The sequence below is a fragment of the Streptomyces incarnatus genome (assembly GCF_001027185.1).
In the GTDB taxonomy this organism is placed as follows: domain Bacteria; phylum Actinomycetota; class Actinomycetes; order Streptomycetales; family Streptomycetaceae; genus Streptomyces; species Streptomyces puniciscabiei.
Map to the genome: position 1 here is coordinate 1,633,841 of NZ_CP011497.1, position 14,219 is coordinate 1,648,059.

Below are 14,219 nucleotides of genomic sequence, written 5' to 3' on the forward strand. Positions count from 1 at the left end.
TCCCAACCAGGAGGATTCCCATGGCCGTTCCCAAGCGGAAGATGTCCCGCAGCAACACCCGCCACCGCCGCGCCCAGTGGAAGGCGACCACGCCGGCGCTCGTGCCGGTCATCGTCGACGGGGTGTCATACCTGGTACCACAGCGGCTGGTGAAGGCGTACGAGCGCGGTCTGCTGCGACCCGAAGGCTGAACGATGATGCCGTCCGGCCCCTCCGGCCGACTGCCCGTCACCGTCCTGTCGGGATTCCTCGGCGCGGGCAAGACCACCCTCCTCAACCACGTCCTCGGCAACCGCGAGGGACTGCGCGTCGCGGTCATCGTCAACGACATGAGCGAGGTCAACGTCGACGCCGCCCTGGTGCGGGGCGGCGAGGCGGCCCTGTCGCGCACCGAGGAACGCCTGGTCGAGATGACCAACGGCTGTATCTGCTGCACCCTGCGCGACGACCTGCTTCAGGAGGTCGACCGGCTGGCCCGCGAGGACCGCTTCGACTACCTGCTCATCGAGTCGTCCGGCATCTCCGAACCCATGCCGGTCGCCGCGACCTTCGCCTTCGCCCGCGACGACGGGGCCACCCTCGGCGACCTCGCCCGCCTGGACACCATGGTCACGGTCGTGGACGCCGCCAACTTCCTGCCCGAACTGGCAAGTGGCGACGAGTTGGTGGAGCGCGGCCTGGACCAGTACGAGGACGACGAACGCACCGTCAGCGACCTGCTGATGGACCAGATCGAGTTCGCCGACGTCATCGTGCTCAACAAGCTCGACCTCGTCGGCGATGAGTCGGCCGACCGGCTGCGGGCGACACTCACCCGCCTCAACCCCGCCGCACGCCTTGTCCCGGCGGTCCACGGTCGCGTGAAGATCGGCGACGTACTGGGCACCAGCCTGTTCGACCTGGAACGCGCCCAACAGGCCCCCGGCTGGGTGAGGGAACTCAACGGCGATCACGTACCCGAGACGGAGGAGTACGGCATCTCCTCGACCGTCTTCCGCTCCGAACTGCCCTTCCATCCGGGCAGGTTGTGGACCTTCGTGACCGAGGAACTCGACAGCGGCGCGTACGGACAGATCCTGCGCTCCAAGGGCTTCTTCACCCTCGCCAGCCGCCCGCACGTGACGGGCCTGTGGTCACAGGCCGGCTCCGTCGCACGCTTCGAGCCGTCCGCCGCACGCGACACCGAGAGCCCCGAGTGCCAGGAACTGGTCTTCATCGGCACGCACCTGCACGCGGACGCACTGCACGCGGCGCTGACCGACTGCCTCATGTCCGACGGCGAGAGCCTGCCGCCCACGGACCCGTTTCCCGCCTGGGACACCTACGGCATCGACGACACCTGCGAGCACGAGCATCCCGAACTCGTGGCGGGCCCCTGAGGACCCCGGGCCGGGCGGCGAACACGGCCACGGCGCCGCCCGGCCCGGTATGGACACCGAGAGCTCCGGATAAATGCGTTGGGCTGACCGGCCCCCGCTGATAGCGTCGGGGCGGCCGTGAGAGAACGCGAGGAGGTGAGACCCATGAAGGCTGTATCCATGTGGGTGCTCCCCCATGTCGTCACGGTGGGCGATTGACGTAGGTGTCGCCGGGAGCGCCTCGGACAAGGCACTCCTGAGAGGCAACACCTATGAACTCTGTGCATTCCACTCCGGGCACGGACAACCATCCGGTTGTGGTCACGCGGGTCTCGGACACGCAGTGGCACGCCGTGGAGGACGACCTGACGGTCGGCCGCGGCGTCGCTTCGCGTCGGCCCGACGGACGGCTCTTCATCAGCATCGACGCCTGGCACGGCGCGGTCTTCGACCGCATCGCCGACGCGATGCTCGCGGACCTGCCCATACCGCTGTACACCGTCGTCGACGAGACCGACCACGACTCGAGGTCCGCCTGGGAGCGGGCCGGCTTCACCACCAGACGCCGCGAGTGGGGCTATCTCGTGCCCACCGACCCGCAGATCACCGGGCTCGGCTCGGTACGGCCCCCGTCGGGCGTGACGATCGTGCCCGCCGGTGAGGCGGAAGAGGACCCGCTGTGCGCCCTGGACCGCCTCATCCGCGACGAGATCGAGGCCACCGTCGGTTGGCAGACGATGCCGGCCGAGGTGCTGCCCCGCCCGGCTGGGGTCACTGTGCTCGACCCGTCGAAGTACGCCGTGGCCAGGCACGTGGACGAGTACGTGGGACTGGTCCGGATGGGGCCGCTGACCCGGCAGCCTCGGATCGGGCTGATCGCCGTCCGGGCCGATCGGCACCGCCGCGGCATCGCCCGGGCGCTGCTGGCCCACGCGCTGGGTTCGCTGCACCACTCCGGAACCGCTTCGGCATGGGCCGAGGTGGACGAGTCCAACGCGGCGGCCACCGCCCTGTTCGAGAGCATCGGTGCCCTCCGCGCGGCCGGCACCCTGGAACTCGTCCGCCGCTGACGCGCCACCACATCGCACCGAGCGACCGTTTTCCTACTGAATTCGCCGTCACAGAACGGGAGAAGTGAGAGACCATGACAAAGGCAACAGGGGGCGTAGAAGCCGAAGGCACCGTCATCGAGTGCCTGCGGAACGCCACCTTCAAGGTGGAACTCCAGAACGGGCACACGGTGCTCGCCCACATCAGCGGGAAGATCCGGAAGAACCGCATCAGGATCCTCCCGTACGACCGGGTGCTGGTGGAACTCAGCCCCTACGACCTCACTCGCGGCCGGATCCGCTACCGGTACCGGGCGTAACGGAAGGTGCGGCGCCATCGCCCTATCGGGAGCCGTACGGCAGGAGCGCCATCTCGCGTGCGTTCTTGATGGCCTGTGCCATCTGCCGCTGCTGCTGACGCGTCACGTGGGTCACCCGACGGCTGCGGATCTTTCCGCGGTCGGAGATGAACTTCCGCAGCAAGTCGGTGTCCTTGTAGTCGATGTAGGTGATTCCGGCGGCGTCCAGCGGGTTGGTGCGCTGACGCTTGGCAGTCTGACGCCGGATGCTTGTGCGTCGGGTCATGGGGAGGTCGGTCCTCTCTTTCAGGTCACGGGGTCGAGCAAGTCGTCGAAGGCGTGCGGGAGTTGCTTCCAGCGGTCCCTGCCGGCCGCGTACTCGGCGTCGGTGAGCAGGCAGGAGTCGAGCAGGGCCTGCAGGCCGTCGCGGTCCAGGCCGGGCGAGGTGAAGGTGAGGTACTGGCAGCGGTCGCCGTGTTCCGGGTGCCAGTCCACGGAGGCGGCGAGGCGGCGCTCGGCGGGCACCATCTCCCAGGCGGCGTCGGGCAGAGCTGCCAGCCAGGGCCCGGTCGACTCCACGCACAGCGCGCCGCCGGCGGCGTCCCAGGACAGCAGTGTGTCGGGGCGGTCCGCCAGCCAGAACCGCCCCCGGCTGCGCGCGGCGGCGCAGGTGACGTCCTCAAGCGCCGCGTACAGGCGCTGCGGATGGAAGGGCCGTTCGCGCCGCCAGACGAAGGTGCTCACGCCGTGCTCGTCACACGACTGCGGGAGCAGCGCGCACGCAGGATGCACACGGGCGGCGGCCGCCGCCACGTCGAAGCCCGCCAACAGCGCTGCCCCCAGGGCACCGTCGCCCTCCACCCGTACGCTTCGTGCGCCTGGTGTGAGCTGGGCGAGCAGCGCGTGGTCGGTGTCGTCGGCGACCTCGTCGCACGAATCGTCGTTACCGAGGGCGATCACCGTGGGGTACTCCAGCTGCCGGGCGAAGGTGTCCGCGACGGTGCGCTGGTCGGTCGGAGCGGCGGCGAGGCCGACGTCGGCCAGGTCGTCGCCGTTGGACAGGTACGGCAGCACGAGCGCCGGATCGACCGCGGTGGCGACCCCGGTCAGGGCCAGCGGTGCACCCGCGGCGGCGATGACTGCGGCCATGGCCTGGGGCTCGACGGAGTCCCACAGTTCCACGACGGCCAGCCGGTACGTTCCCTCCGCTGCGAGCCGCAGCAGTGCGGGGACGAGATCCTCGCGAAGTGCGCAGCACGCGCAGTCGTTCACCAGGGGTGCGTCGCCGCTGCCCAGCAGGCCGTCGGCGTCGCGCACCGTCCGGTGCACCGCGCTGTCCACGGCGGACGTCAGGTCGTGGTGCAGCGCGACCGAGCCGGGGACCGTGCGCAGGACCTGCTCTACGGCGGCCCGGCGGGCGTCGGCGTGCAACCCGGCGACGATCGCGACCGGCAGCCGTACCTGGTCCCGGTTCACGGCTTGCTCCGTCCGCGTCCGTAGCGCCGCTCGAAGCGCTCGACCCGCCCCGCGGTGTCCAGGACCCGCTGGGTGCCGGTGTAGAAGGGGTGGCTCGCCGAGGAGATCTCGACGTCGATGACCGGGTAGGTGTTGCCGTCCTCCCATTCGATGGTCCTGTCGCTCGTGGCCGTGGACCGGGTGAGGAAGGCGTAGTCGGCGGCCCGGTCACGGAAGACGACCGGGCGGTACTCGGGGTGGATTCCGGGCTTCACGGTGCTCAGCGCTCCTCACGGAAGTCGACGTGGCGGCCGGCGACGGGGTCGTACTTGCGCAGGGTGAGCCGGTCGGGGTTGTTACGGCGGTTCTTGCGGGTCACGTAGGTGTAGCCGGTACCGGCGGTGGACCTCAGCTTGATGATCGGGCGCAGTTCGTTACGGGCCATGAACGAACCATACATAGGATTGGTTTTCATTTTCATCAGGGGCTAGTGTGCTGCTGCATCCACTCAAAGGAGGAACAGCCATGTCCGCCCACTGCCAACTCACCGGCCGGCAGCCCGGCTTCGGGCACCGCATCTCCCGCTCGCACCGGCGGAGCAAGCGCCGCTTCGATCCCAACGTCCAGAGCAAGCGCTTCTGGCTGCCGAGCGAAGGCCGCCACGTCCGGCTCACGCTCTCGGCCAAGGGCATCAAGACGGTCGACACGATCGGCATCGAGGCCGCGGTGGCGCGCATCCGTGCCCGGGGAGGGAAGGTCTGATGGCGAAGAAGAGCAAGATCGCGAAGAATGAACAGCGGCGCCTCGTCGTGGCCCGCTACGCCGCGCGCCGCGCCGCGTTGAAGGCGATCATCGCGTTCCCCGGAAGCTCCGACGAGGAACGCGCCGCCGCCCAGCGGGAACTGCGCCGCCAGCCCCGCGACGCCAGCGCCACCCGCCTGCGCAATCGCGACTGCGTGGACGGCCGCCCCCGCGGCTACCTGCGCGCCTTCGGCCTGTCCCGCATCCGGGTTCGCGAGATGGCCCACGCGGGCGAGCTCCCTGGCGTGACCAAAAGCAGTTGGTGACCCGGCACACCAGGGGCTCACAACGGGCGCGCCGGCGACGCAGCCCGGATCTGTACCCGGCTGCGAACGCGCCTCCGCCACTCTGAACGGGGGCGGGCGGGGCGGCGGCACCGGCTCGCGGCGAACTGCAACAAGTTGGTGGGTACGGCCTACCCCGCACGCGGACGGCTTCCGCGTGCGGGGCCGGGGCCGTGCCCGAAGATCAGCTGGTCGTCAGGGCGGTGTCGTCCACGACGAAGCTGGTCTGCAGCGAGGAGTCCTCCACGCCGTTGAACTTCAGGGTGACCGTCTGGCCCGCCAGCGAGGACAGGTCGAAGGTCTTCTGCGCGTACCCGGAGTTGTGGTTGAGGTTCGAGTACGTCGCCAGGGTGGTCGAACCGGCGGTCACCGTCAGCTTGTCGTACTGGGTGCTGGTGGTGGTCTCCGAGGTGTCGATGTGCAGGTAGAAGGTGAGCGTGGCCTTGCAGCCGGCCGGGATCGTCACCGACTGGGACAGGGTGTCGGTGTGCGAGGAGCCGTAGCCGTCGAGCCAGGCGTAGTACGAGCCGCCGTGCGCCGCCTCACCGGAGTCGTTGGTGATGACACCGCTCGTCGCGCTCCAGCCGGTGCTGCCCGACTCGAAGCCCGGGTTGGCCAGCAGTTGCGAGGACGTGCAGCCGCCGCCACCGGAACCGACGGTCCAGGTGAAGGAGGTCGAGCCGGAGGCGCCGGTGGAGTCCTTCGCGGTGACCGTGACCTGGTAGGTGCCCGCGGTGGACGCCGTACCGGAGATCAGGCCGGTGGAGCTGTTGATGGACAGCCCGGTCGGCAGGCCGCTCGCGCTGTAGGTGAGGGACGCGCCGCCGCTGTCGGTGGCCTTGATCTGCAGGCTGACCGAGCTTCCGGTGGTGGTGGACTGGCTGCCGGGGTTGGTGACGGTCACCGTGTTGCCACCGGTGGAGCCGGAGGTGAAGGCGGCGGTGCCGTTCGGGGTGCCCCAGCCGGTCGGGCCGTCGTAGCCGGTGCCCGCGGTGCAGAAGTACGACGGGGAGCAGCTGCCGTTGTTGCCGCTGGTCACGTCGTACAGGTTGCCGGTGTGGCTGTAGGGGTACTTCGCCGGGTAGTCGCTCGCGCCCGGGGTGCCCGCGAGGGCGTAGACGCTCGCGATGATCGGCGAGCTGGCGCTGGTGCCGCCGTAGACCGCCCAGCCGGTGCCGCCGTAGGTGTCGTAGACCGCCACGCCGGTGGCCGGGTCGGCGACCGCGGAGACGTCGGCCTCCATGCGCTTGGCGCAGCCGGAGTCGGTCTGCCAGCTCGGCTTCGGGTCGTACGCCGAACAACCGGAGCCGGTGCCCTCGGTGGAGTTGGTGTGCCACACCGACTCGCTCCAGCCGCGGGAGTTGGAGGCGGTGGTGAGCGCGGTGCCGCCGACGGCCGTCACGTACTGGGAGGTCGCCGGGTACTCGGCGCCGTAGGCGGAGTCACCCGAGGACACGGTGATCGCGACACCCGGGTGCTTGAAGTACGACGTGTCGTCGCTGGTCTGGGAGGAGGACTCGGAGCCGCCCCAGCTGTTGGAGATGAACTTGGCGCCCAGTGCCACGGCCTCGTTCTCGGCGGCGCCGAGGTCGGCCATGCTCGCGGAGTTGGCCTCGACCAGGATGATGCTGCAGTTCGGGCAGACCGCGCTGACCATGTCGATGTCGAGCATCTCTTCGCCGGCCCAGCCGCTGTCGTTGGTCGGCAGCGAGGTGGTGGAGCCGGTCTGGCTGACCTGCTTGAAGCAGCCGTTGGCCTTGGTGCAGGACGACAGGCCGTAGGTGGAGCGGTAGGTGGCCAGGTCCGACTCGGCGTTGGGGTCGTTGTAGGCGTCCACGATGCCGACCGTCATGCCCGAACCGGCCGCCGTGGGCAGGTTGTAGGCGCTGTGCAGGTTGGCCGGGGAGAGGCCGGAAGGCGCGGCCGCGGCCACCGCCGAGGCGAGCCGCTGCTTGATGTCGGTACGGCGCTGGGCGAAACAGGACGCATGACCCGGCTCGGCGGTGGCGCACAGGTGCTGGGTCGGCACCTTCTGGCCGGCCTTGCCGGTCGAGTGGTAGGTCTGCCGCTCGGGGGCGGTCAGTGCCCTGTTGTTCTGCGTGACCTTGGAGGTCTGGGGGTGGGTCGCGGCAGGCTGGGCGCCGGCCGTCGGTGCGGCGGTGAATCCGGCGACGGTGAGGGCGAGGGCGGGGAAGGTGACGGCGACGAGTCTTCGCAGACTCCGTCTCCGCCCGCTCGGGTGTGACTCACGCATGGGGTGCTGCCTCCGGTTAACGTGGGGTATCGCACTGGATGGGCAGGCCCGTGATTGCGCGTAGCGGCGGTGGAACCGCGCAGTCAGGAGCATGACACTCACAGCGCCCTGCCACGCCGGGTGAGCGTGACATGACAGGGTGCGGGGGGAACGTAGACCGGAACAGGTCCTACCGGGCAGTACCGGGGCGAATTCTTTGCTTCTCCATAGAATGCGGTTGGCTCCCGCATGGGGGCCGGCGCGTGCTGGCCAGGCGTTGGGCCCAGACCCGGCCCTGATGGGTTGTCGATGGCATCTTCCGTGCCGGCCGCACCGCCGCGCCACCTCCGGCCACCTGCGTGGGGAACGCTCCGCAAGGGCGCTCCGGCCCCGAGACTGAACGGATCTACGGCCCGACCACGCCCCTGCGCGCCCTGCCGCACACCCGCAGAGGAGCCCTGCTCCTTCTATGGCGACGGGAGTTTCGCGTCACGTACCTCGGGGGCGGCGCGGAAATGCGGTCGGTGAAGAGGTTCATGATCCACGCATGGTGAGCAGAACGCTCGATCTTCTGGTGATGCTCGGGCTGAGTCCACGCCACAGCCGTTCCCGTACTCTGCCTCAGAGCCGCCGCGCAGGACCGGCTCCGGAGGGGGCACGGACAACCGCGAGGGAGACGGCATGGGAACCGCTGACGGGCAGAGCGCCGGGGACTGGAACCGGGTCGGTGACCCGCCCCGACCCAGGGGCGGTCGTGCGAGCGAGTCCGGCCACGACTACGGGTACGGAGATGTCCCTGGGTCGATACCTCACCCCGGCTACGGACCCGATGCCGGCGCGGGCCACCTCCCCCTCTCTGAGGCGACAGGCCACGGGCACGCACCAGCGACCGCCGCCGAACATCGCTCGGGTCACCGCCCCGAAGCGGGAGCCGGCGGTCACGGACACGGCCACTCGCACGGTCACAGTCACAGCCACGGGCCCGCGGCGCCGGTCTCCCGGCACCTGCGCAAGGTCATCGCGGCGATCCTGATCCCCTTCACCGCCGCGGTCGTGGTGGGGCTCGTCGTGCTGTGGCCGGGCGGAGCCCCGCCGCACAAGCACACCGGGGTCGGCTTCGACCAGCAGACCCAGCAGGCGACCGTCACCAGGGTCGTCGAGGTCAGCTGCAAGGCGGTGAACGCCTCCGGCGAGACCCCGACCGGCGACACCTCCACCGCCGAGGGCAACTCGGCACAGCAGGAGGCGAACGGCACCTGCCACCAGGCCACCATCCGGGTCGACACCGGCAAGGACAAGGGACGCACCTTCACCGAGATCGTCCAGCCCGACCAGGCACGACAGCTGCACCAGGGCGAGCAGGTCGTCACCGCCTACGAACCCTCCGCGCCCAGGGACCTGCAGTACTCGGTCACCGACGTCAACCGCCACCTCCCCCTGGGCCTGCTCGCCGGCATCTTCGCCCTCGCCGTCGTGGTCGTGGGCCGGCTGCGCGGCGTGATGGCCCTGGTCGCCCTGGCCATCAGCTTCCTGGTGCTGAACTTCTTCATCCTGCCGGCCGTCCTGCAGGGCGCGAACCCGCTGCTCGTGGCGGTGGTCGGCTCCAGCGCCATCATGCTGATCGCCCTGTACATGTGCCACGGCCTGTCCGCCCGCACCTCCGTCGCCGTCCTGGGCACCCTGGCCTCACTGGCGCTCATCGGCATCCTCGGCTCGGCATTCATCGGCTGGGCCGCCCTCACCGGCAACACCGACGACCAGACCGGCCTGATCCACGGCCTCTACCCCAAGCTCGACATGAGCGGCCTGCTCCTCGCCGGCGTCATCATCGGCTCCCTCGGCGTCCTCGACGACGTCACCGTGACGCAGACATCGGCCGTCTGGGAACTGCACGAAGCCAACCCGACCATGGGCTGGCGCGGCCTGTACCGGGCGGGCATCCGCATCGGCCGCGACCACATCGCCTCCGTCGTCAACACCCTCGTCCTCGCCTACGCCGGCGCCGCACTCCCCCTCCTGCTCCTCTTCTCCATCGCCCAGAGCGGCGTAGTCACGGTCGCCAACAGCGAGCTGGTCGCCGAAGAGATCGTGCGCACGCTGGTGGGCTCGATCGGCCTGGTCGCCTCGGTACCGGTCACGACGCTATTGGCGGCCCTGGTGGTCGCAACCGATCGCCCCGGCCCGGAGAGGGAAACGACAACCGCGGGAGCGGCAGCGGGCCGGGGCGGGCGACGGCGGAAGCGTTGAGATCGATCTCTTCGAAGTGAGGGCGGACCGCGCAGGCCCTCACCCGGTCAGCAGTACAACCTCGCGGTCTGCGGGAGAAATCCGGAGGGGTTGAGCCGGCCGCGTGGCCTTCGTCATCGACAACCACAGCGCACCACCGGCCGTCGCCACGCCCGCGCTCCCCCGGCTCTCCACCTTCGAATCAACAACCTGGCGGACACCTGTCGCAAGGACGGCTCGAAGAGGTGGAACAAGGAGGCGTTCTTGCAGAACGTCGAGGGGACCGCCCCGTACGTTCCCCAGTGGCGGCTGGCCGCGCATCACGGCATCAAGTCCCGGCCGGGACCCCGCCGTTCAGGGCTCGGCGGCGGCGACGGCCTGGCATGCTGGCGGGATGCCGAATGAGCAGGACGCACCGATGCGCACGCCGCCCAGAGTGCTCAACCCCCTGTGGATCATCTCGCTCTTTCTCGGGCTGTCCGAGACCACGGTGGGAATCGCGGCAGCGCTGTCGAACGGCTGGGTCCAGGGGGCTCTTGCAGTATTTGCCGTCACCTTTCCCCTGCTGGTATCCGGAGCCTTCTTCTCGATTCTGTGGAAGAAGCCAGAAGTACTGTACGCACCGGGCGACTTCCCCGAACATGTCTCGGTCAGCGCCTACGTGGACGGCATGCGCCATGGCTCGGTGGCAAACGCCGAGCTGCTGAAGGCAGTTGTACGGGACACCCTGGAAGACGTCATTCCCACCACGTTGTCCCGGACCGTCACCCCGCAGCAGGTCGCACAGCTGGTGGACCAGGCAGTCGCCAGTGCGCACGAAGGTATCGCCAATCGCATGCTCTCCGTGGACCTGAGCGCCGTCCACCCGGACTTCCGGGATTTCACAACCCAATTCCCGCTGGCCGAGGGGGCGACGGTCTCCGACTTCCTTGACCGGCTGTGGGCCGTCATGCGCGACCACGTACGACCGTACACGTACGGCACGCACTGGGTTCTCATAGACCGGAAAAGCAACCACATCTTCCGCGACATCGGAAGCACATGGGCGCAACACCACTTCGGGCATTCCGACGACGACCGTCCGCTGAAGGACATCGGTTTTCGCGTGGACATGGATCTCGCCGTGCTCCCCCTCCGGCACGGCGCTTGACCAAGGTTCACACGTCCCTCTGCCGACGGGACCGCTCGCCCGCGTGGTCGCCGGGCGTGAGGCGGTCCAGGTACGTGTCCAGTGCGCTCTCCAGTTCGGCCCGGGTGAGGACCCCTGGGGCGCTGACCGCGTCCAGCATGAGGCCGTCGACGACGGCCAGCAGCAGCCGGGCCTCGACCTCCGGATCGAGCGGGGGCCCGGAGCGGGGGGCGGGCGCGCTGCTGAGCGCCTGTCGCAGTTCGGCGTGGACCGCTGCCAGCGTCTCCCGCTGCACGGCCGCGAGGTGGGGTGAGGTGGCGGCGCGAGCGGCGAAGGCGACGTACACGCGGCACTCAGCGAGCCGCGCCTCGTCGAGCGGCAGCAGTTCCCGCAGGGCCGCCCCCAGTGCCGCGCGCGGGCCGGCGCGCGCGGCGAGGCCCGCGACCCGGGCCCTTGTCCGCTCCACCACCTGCCGGAACGCGAAGCACCGTAGGTCTGATCACGGCCACCCTGGCCCTGCTCGCGCTCGTCTGGGTGGACTGGCTCGTCGATCCCACCGCGCCGCAGGGCCTGACCTTCCCCCTCGCCCTGAGTGCCGTGCTTGCGGCCAACGTGCCGCTGACCCTCGCCGGCCCTCGGCTCAAGCGCACTCTGGTCGGACCCCTGCACCGGTACCTGATCAATCCCCCGGTACGGCTGCTGCTGCGGCTGGGGATCATGCCCCTCGGCTACGCGCTGCTGGAGACCGAGCCGTTCATGCCGTCGCAGCCGGGCCGGGGCTCGGGCCCGGGCAGATCCGCGATCCTGCACAGGACCGCGGGACGGGCGGCGTGGGAACGCTCCGTACGCGCCGACCGTGGCGATTTCCTCCCCTGCCGAGCTGCCCTCGCCGCTGCCGGCCGGCTGTCCGGTCGCGGCGCCCGCACAGTGGATGAAGGCCGCGCGCCGGATCCTTCGTGACGGTGGCCGGGTGCCGGGGTGCCCATGATCGCGGAATGCTCGGCCGGCGATCAACGTTGTCTGCGTTATGGCGGGCGTTAATGTCGCCGAGCGGACGTGGGGGTGCCGCGGGACGCGTCGTCGACCGCCGGAGCAGAGCACATGCGGGACAGAGAACGATGCGTACGTACGGTATTCCGCAAGTTGCCGAAGCAGCTGTCGCGTCCGTGGACGCGCAGGGTGTTGTCACTGCGTGGAGCCGCGGTGCCCGGCTGTTCCTCGGATACACGCCGGGCGAGGTCGTGGGCAGCAGGGCCTCGCGGCTCCTGGCTGCCGACCTTCCCGAAGCGGCCAGGCAGAGCATCTCGCGGCGCCAGGCGTGGATGGGCCGGGTCGCGCTGCGCGACCGTGCGGGTCTCCCGAAGGAGGCCGAACTGCGGGCCTGGCCTCTGATGGACGCCGAGCAGCACGTGGCATGGTTCCTCCAGGCCGATCTGCCCCAGGAGGGCGACGGGGCCGACCTGATGCTCCAGCGCAGTCTGCTCCGACACCATCAGCTGGCCCAGATGGCCGTGGAGACGGGGACACGCTATCTGCCCGCCGATCCCCGGGCCGGCGTCGGCGGTGACTGGTTCGACGTCATCCCCCTGTCGGGAGCCCGCGTCGCCCTGGTCGTCGGCGACGTCGTGGGCCACGGCATCCAGGCCTCCGCCACCATGGGCCGACTGCGCACCGCGGTACGCACCCTCGCCGATGTCGACCTCCCGCCCGACGAGCTGCTGACCCAGCTCGACGACCTCATCCTCGAAGAGATCGAGGAAGGCGTCGAATCGGCGGGCGAGGTCGGCGCGACCTGCCTGTACGCGGTGTACGACCCCATATCCGCCCACTGCACCATGGCCAGCGCCGGCCATCTCGCCCCCGCCCTCGTCACCCCGGACGGCACCGTGCGCTTCCTCGCCGTCCCGCCGGGACCGCCCCTGGGCGTGGGCGGCCTGCCGTTCGAAGCCACCGACACCCGAGTGCCCGAAGGCAGTCTCCTCGTCCTGTACACCGACGGCCTGATCGGGACCCGCCGCGACATCGACTCCGGACAGCGCACGCTTCTGGACACCCTGACCCTCCCGGCCGCTCCCTCGCTCGAGGCGACCTGCGACCGCATCGTGGAGGGGCTCCTGCCGGGCCGACCGGACGACGACGCCGCGCTGCTCGTGGCACGCACCCACATCATGGGCGCCTCGCACGTAGCCTCCTGGGACCTGCCCTCGGATCCGGCCGTCGTCGCCGACGTACGCCGGCAGGCGGCGGGCCAGCTGTCCGCCTGGGGACTCCAGGACGCCGCGTTCACCACCGAGCTGATCGTCAGCGAGCTGGTCACCAACGCCATCCGTCACGCCCAGCCCCCGATCCAGCTGCGACTCATCCACGACGCCGCCTTGATCTGCGAGGTCTCCGACGCCAGCAGCACGACCCCGCACCTGCGCCGGGCCCGCGAGCTGGACGAGGGCGGCCGCGGCCTCTTCCTGGTCGGTCAGCTCGCCGAACGCTGGGGTACTCGGCACACTCCCACCGGCAAGACCATCTGGGCCGAGCAGCCGCCGCCTCCGCGACGCGGGCCCCCGCCACGGCCCCCTCGCGCCCCAAGGTCTCTCCGTGCGGGCAACCGCACGTCTGCGGTGCCCGACAACCGTCGCGCGGACCGCAGCCCGCCAACCGCCAAGCGCCCCAAGCGCGAGGTCCCGGCATGAACGCATGACAGCCCTGTGCATGGGCCGGTCCAAGCTCTCACGGGATTCCAGCAGCCGGTGCAATGGCCGGGCACCCCGAAAGAGCGGAGATGCGGGATCGGCTCGAACGAACCGCCTCCACCGGCACAGCAATCGGGTCAGCCGAACATCACCGTCAACAGACGGTCGGCAAACAAGCGTCATGCCACCCGAACGGCCCAACCGCTCGGTGGGGTCACCGGGCAGGACGCCATGCCTGGCAGGACGCCCCCGACGAGCCCATCGGCCACGTCGGAGGTCTCCCGGGGGGGCTCCCGCGGGCACCTCCACGCTTTCGGACGGCGGCCACCCGGGTGACGATGACGGCACGGCGGTGCCGAGCACTCCGCGCGTCCGCGTCGGCACCAGCTGCTCACCGCGGCACACGGCAAGCCGTACGGGGAGGCGACCATGGTCCTGGCGCTGTTCGTTCCGGTACTGATGTTCGCGCTCTTGATGGGGTTGGACGTGTTCGAGGAGCGACTCTTCGGTGCGAGGCCCTCGCCTCCCAGTCCCTCGCCGGACCCTGAGACCGCCGAGGACGCGACGCCGGTGATCCCCGAGCAGCCACCCCTCCGCCCGGAGTGACCGTCCTGGCCCAAGGGCCGAACCGCTCGGCGGGCGATCTTCGGCAAGCTTCCGCAAGATGAGTACCGGTTGGCCTTGCCGCGGTGAGGACG

General features: G+C 70.1%; 17 protein-coding genes and 1 pseudogene. 12 read left to right on the plus strand and 6 right to left on the minus strand.

Annotated elements, in window-relative coordinates:
* The first annotated feature begins 20 nt into the window (after positions 1-20).
* The 4 genes from rpmF (at position 21) to infA (ending at position 2,727) form a co-directional block, all read left to right on the plus strand.
* Complete coding sequence (rpmF, locus tag ABB07_RS07220; RefSeq protein WP_055709034.1) at positions 21-191, plus strand: 50S ribosomal protein L32; 171 nt, start codon at positions 21-23, stop codon at positions 189-191.
* A 6-nt stretch (positions 192-197) separates the two neighbouring features.
* Positions 198-1,379, plus strand: a complete 1,182-nt coding sequence (locus tag ABB07_RS07225) for a GTP-binding protein (protein ID WP_208903321.1) — start codon at positions 198-200, stop codon at positions 1,377-1,379.
* Positions 1,380-1,630: 251 nt separating this feature from the next.
* A complete protein-coding gene (locus ABB07_RS07230; protein WP_208897931.1) occupies positions 1,631-2,428 on the plus strand; it encodes a GNAT family N-acetyltransferase in 798 nt (265 codons plus the stop codon).
* A gap of 74 nt (positions 2,429-2,502) precedes the next feature.
* Positions 2,503-2,727, plus strand: a complete 225-nt coding sequence (infA, locus tag ABB07_RS07235) for a translation initiation factor IF-1 (RefSeq protein WP_208897932.1) — start codon at positions 2,503-2,505, stop codon at positions 2,725-2,727.
* Positions 2,728-2,749: 22 nt separating this feature from the next.
* Here infA and rpsR read toward each other — a convergent pair whose 3' ends face one another.
* The 4 genes from rpsR to rpmG are packed head-to-tail and all read right to left on the minus strand — an operon-like array spanning position 2,750 to position 4,606.
* Positions 2,750-2,992 (minus strand): 30S ribosomal protein S18, encoded by a 243-nt coding sequence (gene rpsR, locus ABB07_RS07240; RefSeq protein WP_208897933.1) that lies wholly within the window; start codon positions 2,990-2,992, stop codon positions 2,750-2,752.
* Between the two features lie 20 nt (positions 2,993-3,012).
* Positions 3,013-4,182: a CobW family GTP-binding protein gene (locus ABB07_RS07245; protein WP_208897934.1), complete on the minus strand. Its 1,170-nt coding sequence runs from the start codon at positions 4,180-4,182 to the stop codon at positions 3,013-3,015.
* Positions 4,179-4,436 (minus strand): type B 50S ribosomal protein L31, encoded by a 258-nt coding sequence (locus ABB07_RS07250; RefSeq protein ID WP_208897935.1) that lies wholly within the window; start codon positions 4,434-4,436, stop codon positions 4,179-4,181. Before ABB07_RS07250 ends, ABB07_RS07245 begins: the two co-directional genes overlap by 4 nt.
* 5 nt (positions 4,437-4,441) lie before the next feature.
* Positions 4,442-4,606: a 50S ribosomal protein L33 gene (gene rpmG / locus ABB07_RS07255; RefSeq protein WP_014150502.1), complete on the minus strand. Its 165-nt coding sequence runs from the start codon at positions 4,604-4,606 to the stop codon at positions 4,442-4,444.
* A gap of 80 nt (positions 4,607-4,686) precedes the next feature.
* Here rpmG and rpmB point away from each other — a divergent pair, with 80 nt between their 5' ends.
* Positions 4,687-4,923, plus strand: a complete 237-nt coding sequence (gene rpmB / locus ABB07_RS07260; protein WP_208897936.1) for a 50S ribosomal protein L28 — start codon at positions 4,687-4,689, stop codon at positions 4,921-4,923.
* A complete protein-coding gene (gene rpsN / locus ABB07_RS07265; RefSeq protein ID WP_208897937.1) occupies positions 4,923-5,228 on the plus strand; it encodes a 30S ribosomal protein S14 in 306 nt (101 codons plus the stop codon). The genes rpmB and rpsN overlap by 1 nt, the downstream gene beginning before the upstream one ends.
* A 202-nt stretch (positions 5,229-5,430) precedes the next feature.
* Here the strand turns inward: rpsN and ABB07_RS07270 are convergent, their stop codons facing one another.
* Entirely contained in the window at positions 5,431-7,500 is a 2,070-nt protein-coding gene (locus ABB07_RS07270) for a putative Ig domain-containing protein (protein ID WP_208897938.1), read from the minus strand.
* A gap of 660 nt (positions 7,501-8,160) precedes the next feature.
* On the opposite strand from ABB07_RS07270, the gene ABB07_RS07275 reads away from it, so the two are divergent.
* The 3 genes from ABB07_RS07275 to ABB07_RS07285 all read left to right on the plus strand — a co-directional run bounded on the left by ABB07_RS07275 (position 8,161) and on the right by ABB07_RS07285 (position 10,855).
* Positions 8,161-9,726 (plus strand): YibE/F family protein, encoded by a 1,566-nt coding sequence (locus ABB07_RS07275; protein WP_244189254.1) that lies wholly within the window; start codon positions 8,161-8,163, stop codon positions 9,724-9,726.
* 243 nt (positions 9,727-9,969) lie between these two features.
* Positions 9,970-10,110: a hypothetical protein gene (locus ABB07_RS07280; protein WP_208897939.1), complete on the plus strand. Its 141-nt coding sequence runs from the start codon at positions 9,970-9,972 to the stop codon at positions 10,108-10,110.
* The gene (locus ABB07_RS07285) at positions 10,100-10,855 is read left to right on the plus strand and encodes a hypothetical protein (RefSeq protein ID WP_208897940.1); all 756 of its coding nucleotides are present in this window, start codon (positions 10,100-10,102) and stop codon (positions 10,853-10,855) included. Before ABB07_RS07280 ends, ABB07_RS07285 begins: the two co-directional genes overlap by 11 nt.
* 7 nt (positions 10,856-10,862) lie before the next feature.
* Here ABB07_RS07285 and ABB07_RS07290 read toward each other — a convergent pair whose 3' ends face one another.
* Positions 10,863-11,303 carry a TetR family transcriptional regulator C-terminal domain-containing protein gene (locus ABB07_RS07290; protein WP_208897941.1) on the minus strand — a complete coding sequence of 147 codons (441 nt, stop codon included), beginning with the start codon at positions 11,301-11,303 and terminating at the stop codon, positions 10,863-10,865.
* A gap of 65 nt (positions 11,304-11,368) precedes the next feature.
* Between ABB07_RS07290 and ABB07_RS07295 the strand changes: the two genes are divergently transcribed.
* The 3 genes and pseudogenes from ABB07_RS07295 to ABB07_RS07305 all read left to right on the plus strand — a co-directional run bounded on the left by ABB07_RS07295 (position 11,369) and on the right by ABB07_RS07305 (position 14,127).
* Positions 11,369-11,794 carry a hypothetical protein gene (locus ABB07_RS07295; RefSeq protein ID WP_208897942.1) on the plus strand — a complete coding sequence of 142 codons (426 nt, stop codon included), beginning with the start codon at positions 11,369-11,371 and terminating at the stop codon, positions 11,792-11,794.
* Positions 11,795-11,952: 158 nt separating this feature from the next.
* Positions 11,953-13,380: pseudogene (locus tag ABB07_RS07300) on the plus strand (ATP-binding SpoIIE family protein phosphatase); the annotation flags it as partial.
* A 570-nt stretch (positions 13,381-13,950) separates the two neighbouring features.
* Complete coding sequence (locus tag ABB07_RS07305) at positions 13,951-14,127, plus strand: hypothetical protein (protein ID WP_208897944.1); 177 nt, start codon at positions 13,951-13,953, stop codon at positions 14,125-14,127.
* Positions 14,128-14,219: the final 92 nt, after the last annotated feature.